The organism is Gemmatimonas sp. (assembly GCF_041689975.1).
Lineage (GTDB): Bacteria > Gemmatimonadota > Gemmatimonadetes > Gemmatimonadales > Gemmatimonadaceae > Gemmatimonas.
In genome coordinates, this window is sequence record NZ_JBDNFF010000021.1 from 1 (window position 1) to 21168 (window position 21168).

The 21168-nt window shown below is 65.6% G+C and carries 21 protein-coding genes; 13 read left to right on the forward strand and 8 right to left on the reverse strand.

All coding sequences use genetic code 11. The annotated features are described in order from the left end of the window. Positions 1 to 948 (forward strand): ATP-binding protein (locus ACESNG_RS01465; RefSeq protein ID WP_373067427.1); only part of this gene is annotated, 948 nt, incomplete at its 5' end. 14 nt (positions 949 to 962) lie between these two features. On the opposite strand, the gene ACESNG_RS01470 is transcribed toward ACESNG_RS01465, so the two are convergent. The 5 genes from ACESNG_RS01470 to gpmI all read right to left on the reverse strand — a co-directional run bounded on the left by ACESNG_RS01470 (position 963) and on the right by gpmI (position 6939). After that, positions 963 to 1655: a methyltransferase gene (locus tag ACESNG_RS01470; RefSeq protein ID WP_373067429.1), complete on the reverse strand. Its 693-nt coding sequence runs from the start codon at positions 1653 to 1655 to the stop codon at positions 963 to 965. Then, the gene (gene glp / locus ACESNG_RS01475; RefSeq protein ID WP_373065225.1) at positions 1652 to 2917 is read right to left on the reverse strand and encodes a gephyrin-like molybdotransferase Glp; all 1266 of its coding nucleotides are present in this window, start codon (positions 2915 to 2917) and stop codon (positions 1652 to 1654) included. The genes ACESNG_RS01470 and glp overlap by 4 nt, the downstream gene beginning before the upstream one ends. A 38-nt stretch (positions 2918 to 2955) precedes the next feature. After that, positions 2956 to 4548 (reverse strand): D-alanyl-D-alanine carboxypeptidase/D-alanyl-D-alanine-endopeptidase, encoded by a 1593-nt coding sequence (gene dacB, locus ACESNG_RS01480; RefSeq protein WP_373067431.1) that lies wholly within the window; start codon positions 4546 to 4548, stop codon positions 2956 to 2958. A 64-nt stretch (positions 4549 to 4612) separates the two neighbouring features. Further along, positions 4613 to 5311, reverse strand: a complete 699-nt coding sequence (locus ACESNG_RS01485) for a hypothetical protein (protein WP_373065221.1) — start codon at positions 5309 to 5311, stop codon at positions 4613 to 4615. Between the two features lie 59 nt (positions 5312 to 5370). Beyond that, a complete protein-coding gene (gene gpmI / locus ACESNG_RS01490; protein ID WP_373065219.1) occupies positions 5371 to 6939 on the reverse strand; it encodes a 2,3-bisphosphoglycerate-independent phosphoglycerate mutase in 1569 nt (522 codons plus the stop codon). Between the two features lie 164 nt (positions 6940 to 7103). Between gpmI and ACESNG_RS01495 the strand changes: the two genes are divergently transcribed. The 9 genes from ACESNG_RS01495 (at position 7104) to ACESNG_RS01535 (ending at position 16234) form a co-directional block, all read left to right on the forward strand. Continuing rightward, entirely contained in the window at positions 7104 to 7763 is a 660-nt protein-coding gene (locus ACESNG_RS01495) for a hypothetical protein (RefSeq protein WP_373067434.1), read from the forward strand. Continuing rightward, positions 7763 to 8653, forward strand: coding sequence for a L,D-transpeptidase (locus ACESNG_RS01500; protein WP_373067436.1), 891 nt, complete (start codon positions 7763 to 7765; stop codon positions 8651 to 8653). The genes ACESNG_RS01495 and ACESNG_RS01500 overlap by 1 nt, the downstream gene beginning before the upstream one ends. Positions 8654 to 8832: 179 nt before the next feature. After that, on the forward strand, positions 8833 to 9714 hold the full coding sequence (locus ACESNG_RS01505; RefSeq protein ID WP_373065213.1) for a D-Ala-D-Ala carboxypeptidase family metallohydrolase: 882 nt from the start codon (positions 8833 to 8835) through the stop codon (positions 9712 to 9714). Then, positions 9711 to 10697: a D-Ala-D-Ala carboxypeptidase family metallohydrolase gene (locus ACESNG_RS01510; protein ID WP_373065211.1), complete on the forward strand. Its 987-nt coding sequence runs from the start codon at positions 9711 to 9713 to the stop codon at positions 10695 to 10697. Before ACESNG_RS01505 ends, ACESNG_RS01510 begins: the two co-directional genes overlap by 4 nt. A 64-nt stretch (positions 10698 to 10761) precedes the next feature. After that, entirely contained in the window at positions 10762 to 11208 is a 447-nt protein-coding gene (locus ACESNG_RS01515; protein ID WP_373065209.1) for a hypothetical protein, read from the forward strand. Between the two features lie 51 nt (positions 11209 to 11259). Further along, positions 11260 to 11925 carry a DUF1232 domain-containing protein gene (locus ACESNG_RS01520; protein ID WP_373067438.1) on the forward strand — a complete coding sequence of 222 codons (666 nt, stop codon included), beginning with the start codon at positions 11260 to 11262 and terminating at the stop codon, positions 11923 to 11925. Positions 11926 to 11960: 35 nt separating this feature from the next. After that, positions 11961 to 13538 carry an IMP dehydrogenase gene (gene guaB, locus ACESNG_RS01525; RefSeq protein WP_373067441.1) on the forward strand — a complete coding sequence of 526 codons (1578 nt, stop codon included), beginning with the start codon at positions 11961 to 11963 and terminating at the stop codon, positions 13536 to 13538. Between the two features lie 90 nt (positions 13539 to 13628). After that, positions 13629 to 15206, forward strand: coding sequence for an amino acid permease (locus ACESNG_RS01530; protein WP_373065203.1), 1578 nt, complete (start codon positions 13629 to 13631; stop codon positions 15204 to 15206). 8 nt (positions 15207 to 15214) lie between these two features. Then, entirely contained in the window at positions 15215 to 16234 is a 1020-nt protein-coding gene (locus tag ACESNG_RS01535; RefSeq protein WP_373067443.1) for a bifunctional oligoribonuclease/PAP phosphatase NrnA, read from the forward strand. Positions 16235 to 16261: 27 nt separating this feature from the next. Here ACESNG_RS01535 and ACESNG_RS01540 read toward each other — a convergent pair whose 3' ends face one another. Genes ACESNG_RS01540 through ACESNG_RS01550 form a run of 3 tightly spaced genes read right to left on the reverse strand, consistent with a single transcriptional unit; the run spans position 16262 to position 18285 of the window. After that, the gene (locus tag ACESNG_RS01540) at positions 16262 to 17365 is read right to left on the reverse strand and encodes a 6-bladed beta-propeller (protein WP_373065199.1); all 1104 of its coding nucleotides are present in this window, start codon (positions 17363 to 17365) and stop codon (positions 16262 to 16264) included. Next, the gene (locus ACESNG_RS01545; protein ID WP_373065197.1) at positions 17366 to 17896 is read right to left on the reverse strand and encodes a hypothetical protein; all 531 of its coding nucleotides are present in this window, start codon (positions 17894 to 17896) and stop codon (positions 17366 to 17368) included. Continuing rightward, the gene (locus ACESNG_RS01550) at positions 17896 to 18285 is read right to left on the reverse strand and encodes a hypothetical protein (protein WP_373065195.1); all 390 of its coding nucleotides are present in this window, start codon (positions 18283 to 18285) and stop codon (positions 17896 to 17898) included. The genes ACESNG_RS01545 and ACESNG_RS01550 overlap by 1 nt, the downstream gene beginning before the upstream one ends. Before the next feature lie 237 nt (positions 18286 to 18522). Here ACESNG_RS01550 and ACESNG_RS01555 point away from each other — a divergent pair, with 237 nt between their 5' ends. From ACESNG_RS01555 to ACESNG_RS01565, 3 genes are all read left to right on the forward strand, one after another. After that, positions 18523 to 19719: a P-loop NTPase gene (locus ACESNG_RS01555; RefSeq protein WP_373067445.1), complete on the forward strand. Its 1197-nt coding sequence runs from the start codon at positions 18523 to 18525 to the stop codon at positions 19717 to 19719. Next, a complete protein-coding gene (locus tag ACESNG_RS01560; protein ID WP_373067448.1) occupies positions 19682 to 21052 on the forward strand; it encodes an MATE family efflux transporter in 1371 nt (456 codons plus the stop codon). Before ACESNG_RS01555 ends, ACESNG_RS01560 begins: the two co-directional genes overlap by 38 nt. 13 nt (positions 21053 to 21065) lie before the next feature. After that, a partial coding sequence (locus tag ACESNG_RS01565) for an SAM-dependent chlorinase/fluorinase (RefSeq protein WP_373067450.1) occupies positions 21066 to 21168 on the forward strand: 103 nt, incomplete at its 3' end.

Genomic DNA, 21168 nt, shown 5'->3' on the forward strand with positions numbered 1-21168 from the left:
GAAAGCGCGCGGCACACCGCCGAGCGTGCCGCCGGCCTCACCCGACAACTGCTGGCGTTCAGTCGGCGGCAGACGCTCTTGAGCGAGTGCATCGACCTCGCCGGCCTGGTGTGCGACACGTTGCCCTTGTTGCGAACGTCTATCCCGCCAACGGTGACGGTCCGCATCGATGTGGGTGTGGTCGACGCATTCGTCATCGCCGATCGCAGTCAAGTCGAGCAGGTGCTGCTCAACCTCGTGCTGAATGCGCGGGACGCGATGCCCGATGGCGGGAGTCTGCTCATCTCGGTCGCGGTCGACGCTGCACGCGCCTCGGCGATTTTGAGCGTCACCGACACCGGGGTCGGCATGGACGACGCCACCAGGCAGCGCATCTTCGAACCGTTCTACACCACCAAGGCGATGGGCAGCGGCACTGGCCTCGGGCTCTCCGTGGTGTACGGCGTGATCACACAGGCCAAGGGCACCGTGCGCGTGGACAGCGCGCCGGGAAAGGGCACCACGATGCGCGTCGCACTGCCGCTCTCCATGCGTCCGTCCGATGTCGCCAGCACCATGCCGACCACGCTCGGTGACGTGGCCGACGGCGTACTGCTGGTCGATGACGACGAGGCGGTGCGGAGTACCACCCGTCGACTGGTGCAGCGTCACGGGTGGCGCGTACTCGAAGCCAGCGACGGAGAGGCCGCGCCGGCGCAGTTCACGGCGCATCGCGATCAGATTGCCATCGTGCTCAGCGACCTGCGCATGCCCGTGATGGATGGGGTGCAACTCGCGCTCCGCATTCGCAGGATCGCCGCCGACTTCCCGATCGTATTCTTTTCAGGTTACGACGAGCACGAGCAGCAGGCTGGGGAAGAAATGGCCACTATTCCCCTCATTGCCAAGCCGTTCAATACGGCCGACTTGTTGCGCGTGCTGGCGTCCACGCTGGCCGCGGCGCGATAGCGCTAGCGATAGCGCTAGCGGTGCCGCAGTCGCATGACCTGAATCTCCTGCTTCACGGGCCCTTCCTCGAACTTCGTGGTTACCGTATCGAAGATCTCGAGACCCACGTGGACGAGATTGTCACGGAACATGGGAAGCGCGAGACGCCCCGGATCGGCCACCATCGCCACGCCGTGTGGCGCGAGCGAGCGCGCCATGCACTCGCCCACAAGAATGGCGTACTCTTTCTCGTAGAGCACATCGGCCGCCATCACCACGTCGAACACGCCAAGGTCGGTTGGCCACTCGCGCCAGTTCACCAAGCGTACCGCCGGCTCGTGCCCGATATTCCGCGCTGCGTTGCCCCGGGTCACGTGCAGCGCGTCCTCGTAGTAGTCCGTCGCGGTCACGTCGAAGCCGCCCAGCATGGCACCAACCGTTGCCAGACCGAGGCCACAGCCCATCTCCAGCAGCCGACGTCCCGCGCCGGCTTCCCGCGCCATGGTGGCCGACAACACGCGCGCCGACGGCCACAGGTCGGCCCAGTACGGCAGACGTTCGTCCATCACGTAGTCGGCTTCGGTGATGAGATGATCGGCGTTCTCCGGCTTCACGAGCGTAATCTCGAGCCCTCCGACATCCACCGTTTCGGTGGCGAGTGAGAAGCAGCGTCCCAGCGCCTCGTCGAGCGCATCGCCATGCAGGTCGGTCAGGATCGGACGGGTCATGTGCTCATCAGGGGAACATCGGGCAACAGGATCGCGGTGAAGAGCATGCCGGTGTCGGCGCGGGACACCTCGGGCGGAACAATCAGGAGCGCGTTGGCGAGGGCCATCGTGCGCAGCAGGTTGGAGCCTTGCGGGCCGGCGAGTCGCGCTTCGGGTAAACCGTCGGCCCCTGCCGCGACGACGACGCGCAGGAAATGCGTGAGCGTCGCTGGCGTTTCGGCGCTGTCCAGAAACCGCACCGGTACGCGCAGCGGGCGGCAACCAGCATGCCCGCCCAGCCGGCGAATCAACGGCCAGGCGAACAACGAACCGGTCACCATCGTCGACACGGGATTGCCGGGCAGACCAAGCCACGGCACATCGCGCACCATGCCGGTGCCGATCGGTCCGCCAGGGCGAATACGTGCGCGCCAGAATGTTTGCCGACCCCCCAGCGCGGCGAGCGCGTCGCGGGTGTAATCGTGCGCGCCCACCGATACGCCGCCCGTTGTGATCAGCAGGTCGCAGCCATCGTCGAGCGCGCCCGCGAGGGCGTCGGTGAGTGCGCGCAGCGTGTCGGGCACCAAAGGCAGCGTACGCACGTCGGCACCGGCCGAACGCAGCAGCGCCGGCAGCGCGTAACTCGTGGACGACACGATGCGCCGTCCCGCTTCGACTTCGTCGAACCGGTCCAGCATGACCAGCTCGTCGCCGCTCGACACGACCGTGACCCGCGGCGCACGATACACCGGCACCGTCTGCGCGCCGATACTGGCCAGTACCCCCAGATGCGAGGCGCCGATCGTGGTGCCGCGCGCAAACAGCTCACTCCCGGCCGCCACGTCTTCGCCGCGCGGACGCACGTTGGCGCGGCCTTTGGCGTCTCGATCGTCGAACACCGTGACCTGCTCGGTCCCTTCGTCGGTGTCTTCAATGCGAATCACCGCGTCGGCGCCCGGCGGCATCGGCGCACCGGTCATGATGCGCAACGCCGTACCCTGTTGCACCCACGGCAGCGCGGTCGCGTCGGCCCCGGCCGCGCTCATACCGAGAACCGGCAGCATCCTTGGCACGGCGCGCGTCGCACCCATGATATCCGCCCGCTTCACCGCATAGCCGTCCATGCCGGCGTTGTCCCACGGCGGCAGCGCCACGCGACTGCGCACCGGCGCACTCAACGCGCGTCCGAGGGACTGCGCGAGCTCGACCTGCTCCAGCGTCGTGGTACGACCGTCGGCTTGCAGCAGAATGGCGTCGAGCGCCTCGTCAAACGATAATGGCACCTGTTCTCCCTTCCTGAACGCGTCTGCGAACACGTGCGTCAACGCGGCGCTCGCGGCACGATGCTGCCCAATGGCCGGCCGGCCAGCGTCGTCAAGAGCATGTCCTGTACGCGCTCGACTTCACGGGTGGGCACGGTGAAGTTGTTGCTCAGCATGGAGAACATCACCAGCCGACCATCGGCCGTGGTCACATAGCCTGAGAGCGCGCGCGCCTTGTCCACCGTGCCCGTCTTCGCGCGTGCGTTACCCGCCGCCGGCGTCCCCTTCATGCGATTGCCGATCGTGCCGTCCACGCCGGCGATCGGCAACGCATCGCGATAGGTCGCGAACCACGGCGACATTCGCATCGCATCGAGCACCTTCACGATCGCCCGCGGCGTCACGTAGTCGTGGCGCGACAATCCACTGCCGTCGCGATATGCCGCGTCGGCGATAGTGACGCCCCATCCTGCCAGCGTGCGCACTCCCACCGCGCGTGCGCTATCGGCCGAGCCGTCGCCGCTCGCCCGGAGTCCCGACGTGCGAAACAACAGTTCGGCAATCTGATTCTGCGACGGCTTCTGCATGCGGCGCAGCACATCGGACAACGGCGCCGACTGCAGCACAACCACGGTGTCGGCCGCGCGACCGAGCGTGTCCGCCCTCGCTACGGCGCGGCCGGTCACACGGACTCCGCCGTCCTCCAGCGACTGCGTGAGCGCCGCGACGTAGGCGTCGTTCGGATGTCGGTACGAGAGCGTGATCGACGCGCTGTCACCCAGCGCCAACGTGCCCGTGACCACCACCCGGTCGCCGAGGCTGTCGTACACGGCCTCGAGCCGTGGCGGTCGCACGCCACCTGGCATCACGGCCACCGAGTCGCGCGTGGTGGCCTGTACCAGTAGGCGCGGATACGAGCGCGTCGGCGCACTCGTCACGGCCACTGCGCCACCCACGCGCGACGCCGCCCGCGCCTTCAGTACGAGCACCCCTTCGTTGAACATCAACTCGTCGACCGCTGCGCTGTACGCGGCATCGAAGTCGTCGTATGCCCAGCCGAAGCCGGTCGTGAGCCCGGGGAACGCGTCGCCGATGGCCCGCACGCGACCCGTGATGCGCGTGATACCGTGGGCGGCCAGCGCTTCGCTTACCGGCGCGAACGCGTTCATCGCCTGGCCGCCGCTGAGGGAGTCGCTCACCCCCGGATCGCCGCTGCCGGACACCAGCAAGTCGCCATGCCACACGCTCCCGCGCTGGCGCCCGTGCAGCAGAACCGGCGTACGCCAGCGATGGTCGGGGCCGAGCGTGGCCAACGCGATCGCACCGGTCAAGAGCTTCTCGTTGGACGCGGGCATGAACAGCTTGTCGGCGTCGTTGCTCAGGATCGTATCACCACGCTCCGCATCGACGATCAGCAACCCCCAGCGCGCGTTGCGCCACATCGGCGCGGCGAGCACGGAATCCACGATGTCCTGCAACACCGACTGTGTTGTGGGTGCTGGGACCATCGCGGCCGGCATCATGACCGGCGCCGTGGGCTCCGGACGCGGCGCTTCGCCCGCCGCCGCCGTGCCGCGTGCACAACCTGCCGCCAGCGCGGCGCCAAGTGCCAGCGCCAGTACCGTGGTCCCGCGGGTCGACGGCAACGTCATGCGTCTACCCCGTAGCGGCTGCTCAGCACTGTATCCTCGGATAAGATGCACGCGAATCACGAGCTCAGCGGAACAGCGGCAGCGTCACGCCAACCGTGACGGTGCGCGACCCGCGCCAGGCCGAGCGGTTGCGCGTGTCGGTGATCACCGACGTCGTGTCCGACGCCTTCACGAAGTAGCGGTCGGGATAGTCGTACTGCCACATGAAGTTCGTGAGATCTACGCGGATCATCGGTCCCTTGCGCGGCAGGTACCGCAGGCTGAGTCCATACGCGAAGGAGAACTTCGTGCCGAACTGATACGACCCCGTGTCGGCCGCCGAGAAATCGCTCACGACACCGGCGCCGCCGTTCAGCGAGGGAATGAGCCGATGCCACGTCTTCTTGCCGGTGAGCGCGAGATCGAGACCGCCATCGAGTTGATGGGTAATCACGCCCGGCGTGCCGATCACCCGCGTCGTGCGCGGGTTGGTGGGCACCAACAGCTTCCGCTCGGACGGGGCCACGAGATAGCGCACGTAAAGGGACGCCGGACCACCGACGGCGATATCGTAGCGCAGCGCCGCCGCCAGCGAGGACTTCGGCGCGACATCGGCCGGGTCGCGCTTCATGGCCATCCACCCGCCCATGATCGACAGGTTCTGGCCCAGCTTCACGTCTTCAAATGGGCTGTTGGCCGGGAGGTGTCCGACCTGCGCCGTGGCGAGCGCTGGCATTACGCTGCCCAGAGCGACCACGCCGGCAGCGGCGATCGCGCGCCGCACAACGGCAGACGACAGAACAAAAGAAAAAGCGGAATGCAGACCGGAAGACAAAGCGGGCATTACACGGTGGCTGGAGGCGAGCGATCGCTCAGGTCGCGCAGATCGCGACCCGTCATTTCGGGAGGCAACGTGAGGCCCAGCAGCGCGAGGGCGGTAGGCCCCACGTCGCAGAGAGCCCCACCGCGTCGCAGTGCGACCGTCTCGTCGGGGTCGAGCACGACCAGCGGGACGGGATTCGTGGTATGTGCCGTGTGCGGCTGATGCGTGATCGGATCCACCATGACATCGGCGTTGCCGTGATCGGCGGTGATGATGAGTCGTGCGCCGCCCCGTTCAGCCGCGTCGAGAATACGACCGAGGCAGGCATCCACCGCTGCGACCGCGCGGATCGCCGCCGGGATCGAGCCCGTGTGGCCGACCATGTCGGTGTTCGCGAAATTGCACAGCATGAAGTCGTGCGTGCGATTGGCGAGCGCATCGCACAGAATGTCACACACACCGTCGGCGCTCATCTCCGGCTGCAGGTCGTACGTGGCGACTTTCGGACTCGGCATCATATGCCGCTCCTCGCCGGGGTACGGCTTGTCGCGTCCACCGTTGAAGAAGAACGTGACGTGCGGATACTTCTCCGTCTCCGCGATACGCAGTTGCGTCAGACCGGCGTCGGAAATGACTTCGCCCACGAGATGGCGCATCGACTGCGGGGCGAACGCGACGGGAAAGGGAAACGCGTCCTCGTAACTGGTCATCGTGGTAATCGACAGCGACGGACGGACACCGGTGTCGAAGCCGGTGAAGTCGGGCATGGCGAGGGCGCGCAGCGTCTGACGCATTCGATCGCTTCGATAGTTGAAGCAGATCAGCGCATCGCCATCACGCATCGGCGCGAGCGCCGCGCCATCGGGGCCCGACATGACGTACGGCAGTACGAACTCGTCGGTCGTGCCGGCGTCGTACGCGCGTTGCAGCGCGGCCAGTGCATCGACTGCCACCGGCGCCTCGCCACGCACGGCGGCGCGGTACCACAGGCCGGTGCGCTCCCAGCGATTGTCCCGGTCCATGCCGTAATAGCGACCGGAGACCGACGCGAGCTGCGCACGGTCGCCGATCTCCGCCAATGCCGCGCCCAGGAATCGCATCGCCGACCGCGGCGGGGTATCCCGTCCATCGAGCATAGCGTGTAGCACCACACGCTGCACCCCGCGCTCGTGCGCCAGCGCTACCAGCGCCAGGAGGTGCGCATCGTGCGCATGTACGCCGCCGTCGCCAAGCAGTCCCAGCAGGTGGAGCGTGCCGCCCGATGCGTTGACGCTATCGCAAGCTTGCAGCAGGGCGTGGTTCCGGAAGAAGCTCCCGCTCTCGATGACGCTGCTGATTCGCACCAGATCCTGCCCTACGATCCGTCCGGCACCCAAATTGAGATGTCCTACTTCGCTATTGCCCATCTGGCCGTCGGGGAGTCCGACGGCTCGTCCCGAAGCAGTCAGCAGCGTGCGCGACTCGTGGGCCCAGATGCGATTCCAGTTCGGCGTATCAGCCAGCAGGATCGCGTTCGATTCACGGTCTTCCCGATAGCCCCAGCCATCCAGGATGATGAGAGCTACGGCACGTGCAGGTCGCGCGGTCATCAGGCGGTGGGCTGAGCTGGGAGAGTGTCGGCAGTGCCACGGACGCATGGGACCGTCCGCGACGCGATTCGCGACCGTATACGCACGTTGAACACTGGAATCTACTGGAAGCTGTCACCGCGACACCACCGTTATCTCACTGTTCTGTCTTCAACCGGGCTCCGATGCGCGTTCGTCGACGTACGCTGTTGCTGGTCCTGCTGCTGCTCGCCATCGGCCTGCTCGATGGCGTGCTGCTGCTGCGTCGTGCACGCTACCGCGAGGAGTCGGCACGCCTGCGGGCCGGCATGTCCACTCTCGAGCGTACCCGCGCCGATGCCATTGTGTCCGCGCAGACTGATCGGGCCGAATTGATGCTCGAACTCATGCGCCGACAGGCAGAGGGTGACGACGGTCTCCACCTCGCCATCAGTACCGATTCCTCGTATCTGGCGCTGGATCGCGGGCCGGCCCGCCTCCGACAGTTCATCGTGGAGATCGGTCCCGAACGCCGGGTCGGCGCGGCCCCCGACACCATGCGCGTCGCCGTCCCCCGCGGCCTGCGAGCCCTGCAGCGACTGCTCACCGCACGAGATCGCTACGAACTTCCGGCCTGGGTTTGGGTGGATCGGGGCCTCCCCGTTCCGGGCGCGCGAGCCGACAGCGGCTGGGTCGGACCGGGCGCCATCGTCACCACCGGTGGCACGCTCATCTATTCGCTCCCTACCTCGGGCCCACTGGCTGACAGCAGTTATGTGATGCCGGGCGGTATCCGCGTCCCCGCAACCGATCTCGCCGCCATTCGCGAGAATCTTTCCTCCGGCATGCGGGTCTACTTCTTTTGATGACTACGCCTCCCATCAATCCTCGCGGCAGTTCGCTGGCCGGACGTCGTACGGGCTGGCGCGGCGCCCCTCTCTGGCTCCTCCTGCTGGTCAGCGTTTCCGTGGTCCATGCCGCTTGGCTCGTACGGCTCACCCTGCGTGACCGCTTCGCGCGCGACGTCGCCCGTATGGTATTCAACGACAACAGCGAAGCGCTGGAGCAGGCCGAACTGCAGGCCGGCCTTGGCATCGATAGCCTCCGGGCCACCCTCGACGAAACGCCCTCGCCGCCTTCCGCCAACGCCGACTATCTGGTGGTTTCGATCGCCGATCGCCGCGTGTGGTACAAGCATGGTGACAGCGTACTCTTCACCGCGCCGGTTGCCACGGGCTCCGGCAAACAGTTGGTGATCAAGGGCAACAACAAGATCCTTCGGTTCGAAACGCCCCGCGGACGCCTCACCGTGCAGCGCCGGGATTCAGCGCCGGCTTGGATTCCGCCTGAATGGCACTATCAGGAGCAGGCCAATAAGCGCCGACTCGGCCTTGTACAATTGGAACGCGGTGCGCCCCTACAGCTCCGCGACGGCTCCCAGATCATTGTGCAGGGCAACGACGTAGTGCGGCGTGGGGCAGACGGCACCGTCCGCCCGCTCACCGCCAGCGATGGTCGCGAAATCGTCGCCGACGGCAAAATGGTGATCCCGCCCTACGGCACCAATCAGCGCAAGTATGCCGGAGTGCTGGGTACGCACCGCCTGTACCTCGGCGACGGCTACGCGCTCCATGGCACCAACAACCCGGCCTCGATCGGTCAAGCGGTCAGTCACGGATGTGTCCGATTACGGAACGAAGACATTGGGCAATTGTATGACCGAGTCGCGGTCGGCACTCCGGTCTACATCTACTGACCCGCGAGTCGGCTATATTTCCTGAGTGTCGCTCCATCGTCCTCGGATTGAGCGCCAAACCCGATTCAGTGACCCAGAAACCACTCAGAACACCTCAGGCATCCCAGGAGAACGCATCCTCCCCCCGGCGCCGTCAGCAGACCTTCAATGCCCGTCTCGCCATCAGCGGGGCTGGGGCATTGGCCTGCGCTTTTTTTCTGGCGTTCGCCAACCCCGGATATGCCGAAGCGCGCGTGGCGACGACCAGTGCCAGAGTACTCGCGCGCATTCCGCTACTTGATTCCCTCAAAGGCCGTAGCCGCAAACTCCGGGCCAGTTTCCTCAGCCCGACCCGCGCCGCCGGCATTCCGCTGCTCCGTGAACTGTTCGGCGACTCCGCCGTGTCGCGCGCTGGCGTCTACGCCGCCAACGATAACGCCGGCTCGTTTCACTTCATCACCATGCGCCCCTTCGCCGACAAGATCGAAGGACGCATTGGCCGCTACCGTATCGGATTCTTCCCGAGCGAGAAGCGCGTGGCGCGCACGGCCGCCTACCGCAATCCCGATGGCTTTCTCGAGGTCACGTCGCTCAATCAGGACACGCCGATCTCCGAGCACTTCCGGCTGCGCGACTTCCTCACACACGATCAGGCCGCCGTGTGGCCCAAGTATCTCGTGCTCCGTGAGCCGCTCGTCGACAAGCTCGAGCTCGTGTTGAGCGAACTTCGCAGTATGGGCGTACCGGCCAGCCGACTTCGCATCATGTCGGGCTTCCGCACGCCGCAATACAATCAGCAGGGCGTCGGCGCCGGCGGACGAGCGCAGGACAGTCGTCACCAGTACGGTGATGCCGCCGATGTGTACGTCGTGAACGGCGATCGTGACTGGATGAGCGATCTCAATCGTGATGGCCGCGTCGACACGCGCGATGCCCAGGTGTTGGCCCAGGCCGCCGAGAACGTAGAGCGCGAGCATCCCGACCTCACCGGCGGCGTTGGCATCTACAAGGCCACTTCGGCGCATGGACCGTTCGTGCACATCGATGTGCGCGGCACGCGGGCGCGTTGGGGGGCACTGTGATCCGTCGTCGTACGGCACTGGTATTGAGCGGGATGGCGGCGATCACCGTCGCGGTCTTGTATCAGCCGCCCGCTGAACTGCTGGCCGGTTCGTCCGCCGAGAGCGCCAAGCGGTCCGTGCCGGTCGTGGAAGCCGGACCCGAGTCGCGCGGCGTCAGCGGCGATGTGCAAATGCATTTCGTGCGCGCCGGTGAACGGGTGGCGTTCCCGGTGCGCGTGCGTGGCGATGCGCAGGGATTCACGTATCAGTGGATCGAAGTACGCAGCAACAGCTCGGCCGACGTCGCACGTCCGCTTCGTGGCGACACGTTGTTGGCACCGCTTACGCCCGGCTTCTACGAACTCGCGGTCACGCGCGCCGGCGTGGTACAGCGCATCACCGAGCCGCGACTGGCCGTGCTGGTGCCGTTCGAGCTCAAGCTTGGGAGCACGCTCAACGGCTACCAGATCGGGCGCTATCCCGCCGAGTGGGCGCACGACGAGCAGGCCGAACGTCCGGCCGGTTTTGCGGAAGTGCGTGAAGCCGATCTCGATCTGCCGCTCACACGGCACATCAAGGTGCGTGACTTCATCACGCACGACCGGCAGACCGTGTGGCCACGCTATGTGGCCGTCGACCCGCGCGTGCTCGACAAGATCGAACTCGTCATGCGCGAACTGGCGCGGCGTCGCGGTGAAGAGCGCATGGATTTCGATGTCGAGGTGCACAGTGGCTTCCGCACCCCGATCCACAACTCCGGCGTGGAAGGATCGGCCCGCGACTCGCGCCATCTGTACGGCGATGCCGCCGACGTGGCGATCGATGCCGATGGCGACGGCAAGCTCACCATCTTCGATGCGTATCGCGTCGAACAGGCGGTGGAGTGGGTGGAGCGGCTGCACCCCGACCTGGCCGGCGGCCTCGGTGTATACAGCAGCCGACGCTTCGCGACGCCATATTGCCATATTGACGCGCGTGGCGAACGGAAACGCTGGCGCGGCTGAGCCGTAGGGCAGGGCGGCTATCCTTTCCCGCCCGAATGTGCGTCCGAGAGACGCCGGAGGTTCGATGAATCCGTACGTCCGCGATCGTATCACTCGCAAACTCGACACGCTCTCCGACGAGCGGTTGTATCAGGTCCTCGATTACATCGAGTTTCTGGAGTCGAAGTACGCCGAAAAGTCGGCTCCGGTGGCGAACCTGTTTACGCGTTTCGCCGAAGGCGTCGAGGACAAGCTGCGCGCCGGCGGGGTGGCGGTGAGCACCGTGTCCGAGACGATGGGCTTTCTGAACAAGGCGATGGGCGTGCTCAATGGCGTCGCCCAGACCACGATGACCGTGGCCGGCGACGTAGTGAACGCGGCCAAGACTGCCGCCGATCAGGTGGGCGCGCCGCCACCGGCAGCGGCGCCTTCGAGCACCGCCAGTTCAACTGGAACCACACCAAGCGCGATTACGGGCACGCAACCTGCACCCCTTGGTGTGCCACCCGCTCCACCCAGTGCAGCGGCGTAGCGCTTGTTCAGTGAGCGCGGTGGCCGTGAACCTGTTGAACCGAGGGAACGCATGACCATGGACCTCCACGAGGATCTGCCGTCGGAGCCGTTGCGCGTCAGCGACAGCGACAGCGACGGCGTCGGCGGCGGCGACCCAGCTCGCGAGCGCCATTTCGACAAACTGGCGAGGGAGCGCGATGCGGATCGCCGCGCCGGGCGTCCACAGCGCGGCCTATTCACGGGGCGCGGTCCCAGGGAAACGCCTCGTGAGGAATCGCGGCGTCCCGCCGAAGACGCACCGCGCCGGTCCCGTCAGCGCCGCCCGATCGACGAGGATGACCAGCCCGCCCGTCCGCAGACGGGCATGAAACGCTCGGTGTTGCGTGCGATTCGGCAGATTCCGTCGTATCTGCGCCTGCTGGTCGGGCTGATCGGCGACCGTCGCGTGTCCAAATTTGACCGCTTCCTCGTGGTGGCCGCCGGCGCCTATCTGGTGACGCCGATCGACTTCATTCCGGATTTTATTCCGTTCCTGGGCGAGGTCGATGACTTATTCCTGTTGATGACCGCGCTGCAACGCCTGGTCGCCAATGCCGGGCGCAGCGTATTGATGGATCACTGGCGAGGAGATCCGGACGAACTCGAAGACGTGAACCTGGCACGCCTTGTCAGTGCTGCGGGCTTCTTTCTGCCGGCCGGGATGCGTCGTCGCCTTCGCAAAATGGCTGGACGCTGACCGCTGGACAGCGCTGCGGAGGCCGTCTACTCTTCATGATGGCACCCTCGACGACAGACCACCTGACGCAGCAGCAACAGCCCGCCGCCGACTCCACGTCGGTGAGCGGGCTTTCGCGTTCACCGGCCAGCAGCGCCAACAACGGTGCGCGGTCGCAGTCGCGCGTGCGCGATGATCTCGCGCTGACCTTCGACGACGTGCTCCTCGCCCCGCGTCATTCCTTGACGCATCCGCGGGAAGTCAGCATCGTCTCGCGCTTCACGCGCGGCATCACGTTGAACGTGCCCCTCGCGTCGGCCGCGATGGATACCGTCACCGAAAGCGAGATGGCCATCGCCATGGCGCGATTTGGCGCCATCGGCGTGCTGCACAAAAACATGTCGATCGACCGGCAAGCGGCTGAAGTGGATCGCGTCAAGCGTAGCGAAAGCGGTATGATCCTGAATCCGATTACGCTCTCGCCCACAGCGTCGCTGCGCGAAGCCGTGGCCTTGATGATGCGCTTCAAGATTTCGGGTGTGCCGATCGTGGATGCCACCGGCTTGCTGGTCGGCATTCTCACCAATCGGGACCTGCAGTTCGAGCGCGACCTCGATCGCCCGCTTCGCGATGTGATGACGTCGGAAGACCTGGTGATCGCCCCCGTTGGCACCACGCTCGACGAAGCGGAGCGCATCCTCGGCAAGCATCGCATCGAGAAGCTGCCGGTGGTCGACCAGCACGGGGTGCTGAAAGGTTTGATCACGGTGAAGGACATCCATAAGCGTCGCCAGTTTCCCGACGCCAACAAGGATATCCACGGCCGATTACGCGTGGCCGCGGCACTCGGCGCCGGCGGTGATTATCTCGATCGCGCCCGCGCCCTGATTCAGGCGGGTGTCGATGTGTTGATCATCGATACGGCGCACGGACACAGCGAAGGCGTGTTGCAGGCCACGGCGAAGGTACGCGAGGCGTTTCCCGACGTGCAGCTGGTGGCCGGCAATGTCGCCACGCGGGCCGGTGCAGCCGCGCTGGTGGAGCGGGGCGTGGATGCGGTAAAGGTCGGCGTCGGACCGGGTTCGATCTGTACCACCCGCGTCGTGACCGGAGTCGGTGTCCCGCAGCTGACGGCCGTGATGGACGCCGTCGAAGGTGCAGGGGATGTGCCCGTGATCGCCGACGGAGGCGTGAAGTACTCGGGCGACATCGTAAAGGCCCTGGCCGCCGGCGCATCGAGCGTCATGATGGGCTCCATGCTGGCCGGTACTGAGGAGAGCCCAGGTGAGTCGTTCCTGCTGGAAGGCCGCCGCTTCAAGATGATCCGTGGCATGGGTTCACTGTCGGCGATGCAGGATGGATCGGCCGACCGCTACTTCCAGGACGGCGAGATGTCGCCCAAGAAACTCGTGCCGGAAGGGATCGAGGGACGCGTCCCCTACAAAGGCGCCGTGGGCGATGTGATCTTTCAGATGATCGGTGGCTTGCGCAGTGGGATGGGTTATGTTGGCTGCGGCACCATCGAGCAACTGCGCACCGACGCCGAGTTTGTGCGCATCACGACGGCTGGATTGCGTGAGTCGCACCCGCACGACGTTACCATTACCCGCGAAGCGCCGAACTACTCGCTCTGATCCTCGGCCATCGATCCGGGGTCCCGCCCAGCGCGGTTGTCCGTCACGGACATCCTCGACCCTCCACACACTGTCCCAACCCCCCGACCGATGGGAATCTGGTCTAAAAAGTCGATCACGGCGCTTCGCGCCGAGGCCGCGAGTTCTGAGGGCGGCCTCAAGCGCACGCTTGGCGCGCTCAATCTGACTATGCTCGGTATCGGGGCGATCATCGGCGCCGGTATCTTCGTGCTCACGGGTACAGCGGCCGCCAACTTCGCCGGGCCCGGCGTGTCGTTGTCCTTCGTGCTGGCCGGCCTCGCCTGTCTCTTCGCGGGGCTCTGCTACGCGGAATTTGCGTCGATGATTCCGATCGCCGGATCGGCCTACACCTATAGCTATGCCACGATGGGTGAGGGTGTGGCGTGGTTCATTGGCTGGAATCTGGTGCTCGAGTACCTCTTCGCCGCGGCCACGGTGGCGGTCGGCTGGTCAGGGTACTTCGGCGCGATGCTCGCAGCGGTCGGCATTCATGTGCCGGCGGCGTTCGCGTCGGCTCCGCTGACCGTCGTGAACGGGCATCAAGTGGTCCGCGCGTTCACGTGCGTGGATACCAACTCCGGTGGCATATTGGCGGATGCGACGACCAAGATTGCCTTTGTCACCCGCGAGGCCTGTACTGCGGGGGGTGGTGAGGTCGTGAACGGTCTCATCAACCTGCCGGCGATCCTTCTCATTCTGTCGCTGACCATGTTGCTGGTGCGTGGTGTGCAGGAATCGGCCACGTTCAACAACGTCGTGGTCGCGATCAAGATGGTGATCGTGTTGTTGGTGATCGGCTTCGGCTTCATGTACGTGAATACCGACAACTGGCACCCGTTCATCCCTGACATGGTGACGAACGCCGACGGTAGCACGAAGTACGGAGTATCCGGCGTGTTGCGCGCCGCGCCGATCGTGTTCTTCTCGTACATCGGCTTCGATGCGGTGTCCACGGCCGCGCAGGAAGCCAAGAATCCCCAGCGTGATCTGCCGATCGGCATGCTCGCGTCGCTGCTTATTTGTACGGTGCTCTACATCCTGATGTCGCTGGTCATGACCGGTCTCGCCCCGTACCAGGCGCTTGGTGTGGCACACCCGGTGTCGGCCGCGCTCGAGGCGGTTCCGCAGCTCAAGTGGCTCGAGTACCTCGTCAACATCGGCGCCGTTGCCGGTTTGTCGTCGGTTGTGCTGGTGATGCTCATGGGCCAGCCGCGCATCTTCTACACGATGTCGCGTGACGGACTGCTGCCGAAGATCTTCGCCAAGGTGCATCCTAAGTATCAGACGCCGGCCGCGTCCACCTGGATCGTGGGGATCATCGCGATCATCATTGCCGGCTTCTTTCCCCTCGGCCTTCTCGGCGAGCTCGTGTCGGGTGGTACACTGGCGGCGTTTGCCACGGTGTGCATCGGCATTCTTGTGCTGCGCAAGCGTTCGCCGGAACTCGATCGTCCGTTCCGTACGCCGTGGGTGCCGTTCGTGCCGATCATGGGCGCGGGGGCGACCCTGTACATGATGTACCAGTTGCCCAAGCTTACCTGGACGCTGCTCGGTATCTGGACCGCGATCGGCATGACGGTCTACTTTGTGTACGGCATGGGCAACTCGAAGATCGGCAAGCAGGACAAAGCCATCGGCGCCAAATGAGGGATGGCGTGCTGACGGCGTCGACAACACGTCGCGACGCGATCGAGACCTGGTTTGCGACGCTGCGACCCGGCATGATCGTGGCGCTATCGACGCATATCAACTCGGATGGCGACGGGTGTGGTTCGGAGACGGCGTTGGCGCGGCTGCTGGCGCAGCGTGGGATACATGCACGCATCGTGAATCCCACGCCGTGGCCGGCGATGTTCAACTTCCTCCTCGGGGATGACATCGAGGAGGCCAGCGCGTGCGGGGCCGCGGCGCTCGACGGCATCGATGCGCTGATCGTGCTTGACATCAACGACATTCGCCGACTCGGACGGCTGGCCGACAAGGTGCGATCGCTGACGGTACCGATTTCGGTGGTCGATCACCATGTGGCCGGCGACGAACCGGTGGGCCACATCGCCGTGGCCGACACCGCCGCCTGCGCCACCGGCGAGTTGGTGTTCGACATTGCGATGACGTTGGGGCTCGATGTCACCCCAGCAGTGGCGCAGTCGCTGTACGCGGCGATCCTGACCGACACCGGCAGCTTTCGCTTCAGCAACACGTCCCCGCGGGCACACGCCATCGCGGCTGCCTTGCTGGCGGCCGGTGTGAATCCTGAGGAGATGTACCGGCGCATCTACGCGCAGGTGAGCGTGGGCCGCCTGCAACTACTGCGCGAGGCGTTGGCGACGTTGCATGCCGACCCCGAGATCGGTTTGTCGTACATTTCGGTGGCCGCCGGTGCAATGGAGCGCTTCGATATCAGCAGTGAGGAGCTCGACGGGATCGTGGAGCACCCGCGATCGATCACCGGCACGCGCATGGCGATGTTCTTCCGCGACCTCGGTCACGGCAAGGTGAAGGTGTCGTTCCGCAGCAGCGGCTCGGTCGACGTGCAGCAGTTCGCGCGTCGGTACGGCGGTGGAGGACACGCGAAGGCGGCGGGCGCGTTGCTCACCGGGAATCTGGCGGAGGTACAGGACCAGATTGTCGCCGATGCGCGCGCCTATCTGACGGGCGGCGCGACGGAGGCGTAGCACTGCGACGACGGGCCAGCCTGCGTGCTACTTTCGCGATTTTAGTTTGGCGATCTCGCGCGGGGTGAGTGTGGTGGTGGAGAGTTGGACGATGGATGACGTTTCGTTGCCGATGAAAGCGGCCAGCAGCTGACCGTCCGGTGTGATCGCGAGGGCGGATGGTGTAAACGGCAGGTGCCGGGAGTAGAGATACGCCCCGTCGCTGGCTCGATAGTAGTCGATCAGCTCGTACGGCAGCCGCTTCGTGGCGCCCGCCTCGACGATGATCGTGTCGCCGCGCTGCATGGCACCGCGCGTGATGGCGTCTACCCCAGTCGTCTGGATGATCCGTTCCGCCTTGGCTGCCGGTGTCTGGTCCACGGTCTGTTTCTTCAGTGTGATCACCGCATCGCGCCCGGCCTCGACATAGGAGAATCGCCGAGTCGCGCCGCGCATCGTGACGCGGTACCACGATGCGCCGAAGCTTGGAGCGACGGTCATCACTCCCTCGGCACAGCCGTCGGCGAGGAAGGCGGAGTTCGCGAAGGTGGGAGCCTTCTGCAGCTCGGGTTTCGTCGGCAGTGAGCTTCGCCAAAGTATGCGACCAGTGCTATCGATCGTGGCCAAGGCGCTCACTGCTCCGGCATACTTCACGCGCAGAACTCCGCGCGGCAGCATGCACATCGCCTCGACGCTCGAGCCGTCGGGAACGGTTGTGGTCCAGAGATATCGGCCCGAGTCGGAGTAGACGGTAATCCGGCTCGTTGCCTGATCGAGTACCCCGACCAAGTGCGTTGTCGTCGCGATGTGCGTGGGACGCTTGAACTCACCGGGACCCTCGCCAGTCGCTTTGAGCACGAACCGCGTTCTTCCATTTCGAAGATCGAGCGCATGGACTTCTCGTGTACCGGCATCGAGTACGATCACCGCGTTCTGCGTCACGGCGATCTCGCGCGGTTCGACCAACACGTCAGGCTCCTTTACGCCGCCACGAATCCACTCGCGGATATAGAAAGAGTCGGTGCGAAATTGGCGTACCGTGGGCTTCGCCTGCGCCTGAAGCGCAAGCGTCGGCTGACACAGCCCCGCGACCAGGCTCAGCACCGTACTGATGCGTAGCGCGGACTGGAATAATCGACGGACGTTCAGCATTTACAGTTCCTCTATCCAGGTGAGTCCTTCAACAATGCGTCGTAGGCCCGCGATCTCGCGTGAAGAGCGCGGGCTCTGTGTGGTGAAACGCACCCGCCCCTCCTGATCGAGTACGAGAAGCGCCGGCGTCGTGGTGTGACCGAGCTCGGCGAATTGCCGTACGACCGCCGTCGATGCCGGACGCAGTGGAATAGCTGTAGTCCAGGCAGGGAGCTCGGCCCGAATGGCCAAGGAATCACCGGCCGGACCGACATACCAGATCACGGCCAGCTGGAGCTGCTCCCGCGATCGGCCGCGATGTAACACGTGCAGCATGCGAAGGTTGCCTGAACAGTCGCGCAGCTGCAGCAGGACAGCCGCCTGAACGACCGTCGGTCGGTTCGTGCGCGGTGAAGACGCCGCGAGGAACGGCTGCATCGCGCTGCGTAGCGTGCGCGGAGCTACCACCCGCACGGCGTCGAAGCCGACGCCGGCGAGCGATAGGGCAAGCCCCGCGAGCACCCAATGCCAAAGGCTCGGGGCGCGAGACATCAGCCCTCGCAGAACTCGATGGGTTCCTCGTCGTCACCCGACCCACGCATGCCGGACAGTCCGCTACCGGTGCTGCCGCCGCAGGTACCCGACCCGGAACCGGTGCCGCCCGTCGACGTTCTATTGTCCTTGTACAACGTCCGGTAGCCGGATGTGACGCAGTTCGTGGTCGAGTAAGAGAGGCCGCCGCTCTGCATGAACACATTGAGATTGAAGCTCCACGAAATCTCGCATTTCCTGATCTCTTCGCTGCCGCAAGCCGCAATCGCTCCCGCGCCGCAAGCCGTCGGCGTCACCGTCGTCGTCTGCGCCATCGCGCGCGACACATCGACCGTGGCCACCGTGAACAGGAACGCAAACACGCCGAACGCGGCGCGGGGAATAGTCATCGTCATCACAAACCTCGGGATCTATCCGTGAAGTGGCGCGCCGCGGAGTGCGTCGTACCGGTCGCGGCGGCCCGGATACGCACGACGGAGCCACCATACCACCTGCGCGTCAGCCCACTGTCACCCGATTGTTGCAACCAGGACCATTCCACCGCCGGAACGTCATTCCGCGCTTGGAGTGCCCCCCGCAGGCGCCTAGTTTTCGGAACGTAGCAATCCCGACAACCCGACTCTCCAATGCAGCCTCTCATGGAGCGGATCACCGGCGCTCTCGCCGCAGTCCGCAACCCCCGCACCGGCGCCGATGTCATGGCCGCCGAAATGGTGCGGGATATCGCTACCACCGTCGACGGCAAGGTGCGCCTCACGCTCCTGCTGGCCGCCGATGACGACGCCATCCTCGTGCGCGACGTCCGACACGCCATCGAGGCGCTCGCCGGCGTCTCCGATGTCCGGGTCGACGTGCGCGATCCTGCTCAGACCGAACCCACGCCGGCGCGCCGCGCGCCGACCTCTGCGCCGTCGCCAATGAGTCCGTCACAAGCGCCAGCCAGAGGCGTTGCCAGAGGCGTTGCCAGAGGCAGTGCGACCGGCGGCACAGGACGCACCCTCCCCGTCATGGACGCCGCCCCCAAGGCGCCGCCCAAGGTCCCAGAGCCAGTCGCCTACCCGCAACTCGGTCGGATCATCGCCGTGTCGTCGGGCAAGGGCGGCGTCGGCAAGAGCACCGTGGCCGTGAACATCGCCGTGGCACTCGCCAAGATGGGTAAGCGCGTCGGCATCATGGACGCCGACATCTACGGTCCCAACTTGCCGCTCATGCTCGGCGTTGATGCCGCTCCCGCTGTGAAGGATGAGAAGATCATTCCGCTCGAGGCCTACGGCATCAAGGTCATGTCCATCGGCTTCCTCATCGAGAAGGAACAGCCGGCGATCTGGCGCGGCCCGATCGTGATGAAGATTCTCACGCAGTTCCTCAAGGACGTGGCGTGGGGGCAGCTGGACTACTTCCTGGTCGACATGCCGCCCGGCACTGGTGATGCGCAACTCTCGCTCGTGCAGGCCACCCAGGTGCATGGCGCCGTGATCGTCACTACACCGCAGCAAGTATCCGTCGGGGACGCTCTGCGTGGCGTGAAGATGTTCGAGCGCACCGCCGTGCCCGTGCTCGGCATCGTCGAGAACATGTCGTACTTCGAAAACCCCGAGACCGGCAAGCCGATCGCCGTGTTCGGAACCGGTGGTGGCGCGCGGTTGGCCGAGGAGTGCAACCTGCCGCTCATCGGGCAGGTGCCACTCGATCCACGCATTCAGGAAGGCGGCGACACTGGTCGTCCAATCGTCGACGCGGAGCCCACGTCGCGCGCCGCGAAGGAATTGGACGCTATTGCGCATCGTGTCGTGGAGCGACTTGCCGCCATCTACGGCGCCTGAAGCCGACGCCCCACGCGGTGCACTCGTCGGGGAGCCGTTAGCCGTCACGATTCGTCGCGTGGCGTTGCCGGCCGTTGTCGCGAACCTGCTCATGACCACGTTTCACAACGTGGACACGTACTGGATCGGACGGACGCTCGGACCGGAGGCACTCGCTGCCGCCACGAGCTCGATCTTCTGGATCTGGCTCGTGATCTCCATCGGAGAGATGGTCAGTATCGGCCTCGATGCCATCGCCGCGCGTCGTCATGGCGAGCGTCGCCCCTCGGAAGCGGCCCGCACGATCAGCGAGGGGTTCGTGCTCGCGCTCCTGCTGGGTGGTGCGATCGCATTGGCCACGCCGTTCGTGCTGCACTGGCTCTTCGCCGTGATGAACACGAGCGCCGACGTCAGTGCCATCGGTCGTGACTACCTCGGCACCTATCTGCTCGGCATGCCGCTCATCTTCGGCTTTTTTGCCGTCGATGCCGCGTTTCGCGCCAAGGGCGACACGCGCACACCGCTCTATATTCTCGCCGTCACCACGATGCTTGGGCTGATTCTCGACCCTATTCTGATTCGCGGATTCGGTCCCGTGCCCGCCTTCGGCATTCGCGGGGCGGCGCTCGCGACGTTGGTGCCGCGTGGGCTGGGCTGCATCGCCGGTGTGATCATTTTGCAGCGCCGCGCCATGCTGCAATGGGCGGCACCACGATGGGATGTGATCGCGAGCATCGCGCGTGTCGGCGCGCCGGCGGCGCTCACCGGCGTCGCCTTCAGCGCGATTTACGTGCTGCTCACGCGGATCACCACGCAATTCGGCACACCGGCGCTGGCCGCACTCGGTCTGGGCTTTCGAATCGAGAGCGTGGTGTACGTCGTGTCGGTGGGCATGGGTGCCGCCGTCGCCGCCATCGTGGGCCAGAGCATTGGTGCGGGAGACCTCGATCGCGCGTCGCGCGCAGGCTGGACCGCCACCGGCATCGTGAGTGTCGTCGGCGCGTTCATGGCGGGTGCGTCGTTCTTCTTCGCCGAACAGTTCGCGTCGATATTCTCCACCGACCCGGCGGTGATCGCGGAGGCGGCGCGCTATCTGCGGATTGCGGCGTTCTCGCAGATGTTCCTGGGCGCTGAGGTCGTGTTGGAAAGCGCGATGGGCGGGGCCGGGTGGACGCTGTGGCCGATGATCGGCTCGAGCACGATCACCGTGTTGCGGCTGCCAATCGGCGCCTGGGCGGCGGCGCAGTGGGGCACCGGCGGCCTGTGGTGGACGCTCGCGCTCACCGCCGCGGCACGCGGACTGTTGATGGCGGTGCTGTGGGGCAGTGGACGGTGGCGGCGCCTGCAGGTCTGACGCACGTTAGGGCATGATCGCTCCCTCTATCACGCTGCTCACCGACTTCGGCACCGACGACGGCTACGTCGCCGAAATGAAGGGAGTCCTGACCACGCTGGCTCAGGGCATCCCAC

Excerpts from the sequence above, each read along its gene's own strand:
- ACESNG_RS01470 (WP_373067429.1), bottom strand. The coding sequence starts at position 1,655 with ATGACCCGTCCGATCCTGACCGACCTGCATGGCGATGCGCTCGACGAG.
- dacB (WP_373067431.1), bottom strand. The coding sequence starts at position 4,548 with ATGACGTTGCCGTCGACCCGCGGGACCACGGTACTGGCGCTGGCACTT.
- gpmI (WP_373065219.1), bottom strand. The coding sequence starts at position 6,939 with ATGACCGCGCGACCTGCACGTGCCGTAGCTCTCATCATCCTGGATGGC.
- ACESNG_RS01495 (WP_373067434.1), top strand. The coding sequence starts at position 7,104 with ATGCGCGTTCGTCGACGTACGCTGTTGCTGGTCCTGCTGCTGCTCGCC.
- ACESNG_RS01500 (WP_373067436.1), top strand. The coding sequence starts at position 7,763 with ATGACTACGCCTCCCATCAATCCTCGCGGCAGTTCGCTGGCCGGACGT.
- ACESNG_RS01515 (WP_373065209.1), top strand. The coding sequence starts at position 10,762 with ATGAATCCGTACGTCCGCGATCGTATCACTCGCAAACTCGACACGCTC.
- ACESNG_RS01520 (WP_373067438.1), top strand. The coding sequence starts at position 11,260 with ATGACCATGGACCTCCACGAGGATCTGCCGTCGGAGCCGTTGCGCGTC.
- guaB (WP_373067441.1), top strand. The coding sequence starts at position 11,961 with ATGATGGCACCCTCGACGACAGACCACCTGACGCAGCAGCAACAGCCC.
- ACESNG_RS01530 (WP_373065203.1), top strand. The coding sequence starts at position 13,629 with ATGGGAATCTGGTCTAAAAAGTCGATCACGGCGCTTCGCGCCGAGGCC.
- ACESNG_RS01540 (WP_373065199.1), bottom strand. The coding sequence starts at position 17,365 with ATGCTGAACGTCCGTCGATTATTCCAGTCCGCGCTACGCATCAGTACG.
- ACESNG_RS01545 (WP_373065197.1), bottom strand. The coding sequence starts at position 17,896 with ATGTCTCGCGCCCCGAGCCTTTGGCATTGGGTGCTCGCGGGGCTTGCC.
- ACESNG_RS01550 (WP_373065195.1), bottom strand. The coding sequence starts at position 18,285 with ATGACTATTCCCCGCGCCGCGTTCGGCGTGTTTGCGTTCCTGTTCACG.
- ACESNG_RS01555 (WP_373067445.1), top strand. The coding sequence starts at position 18,523 with ATGCAGCCTCTCATGGAGCGGATCACCGGCGCTCTCGCCGCAGTCCGC.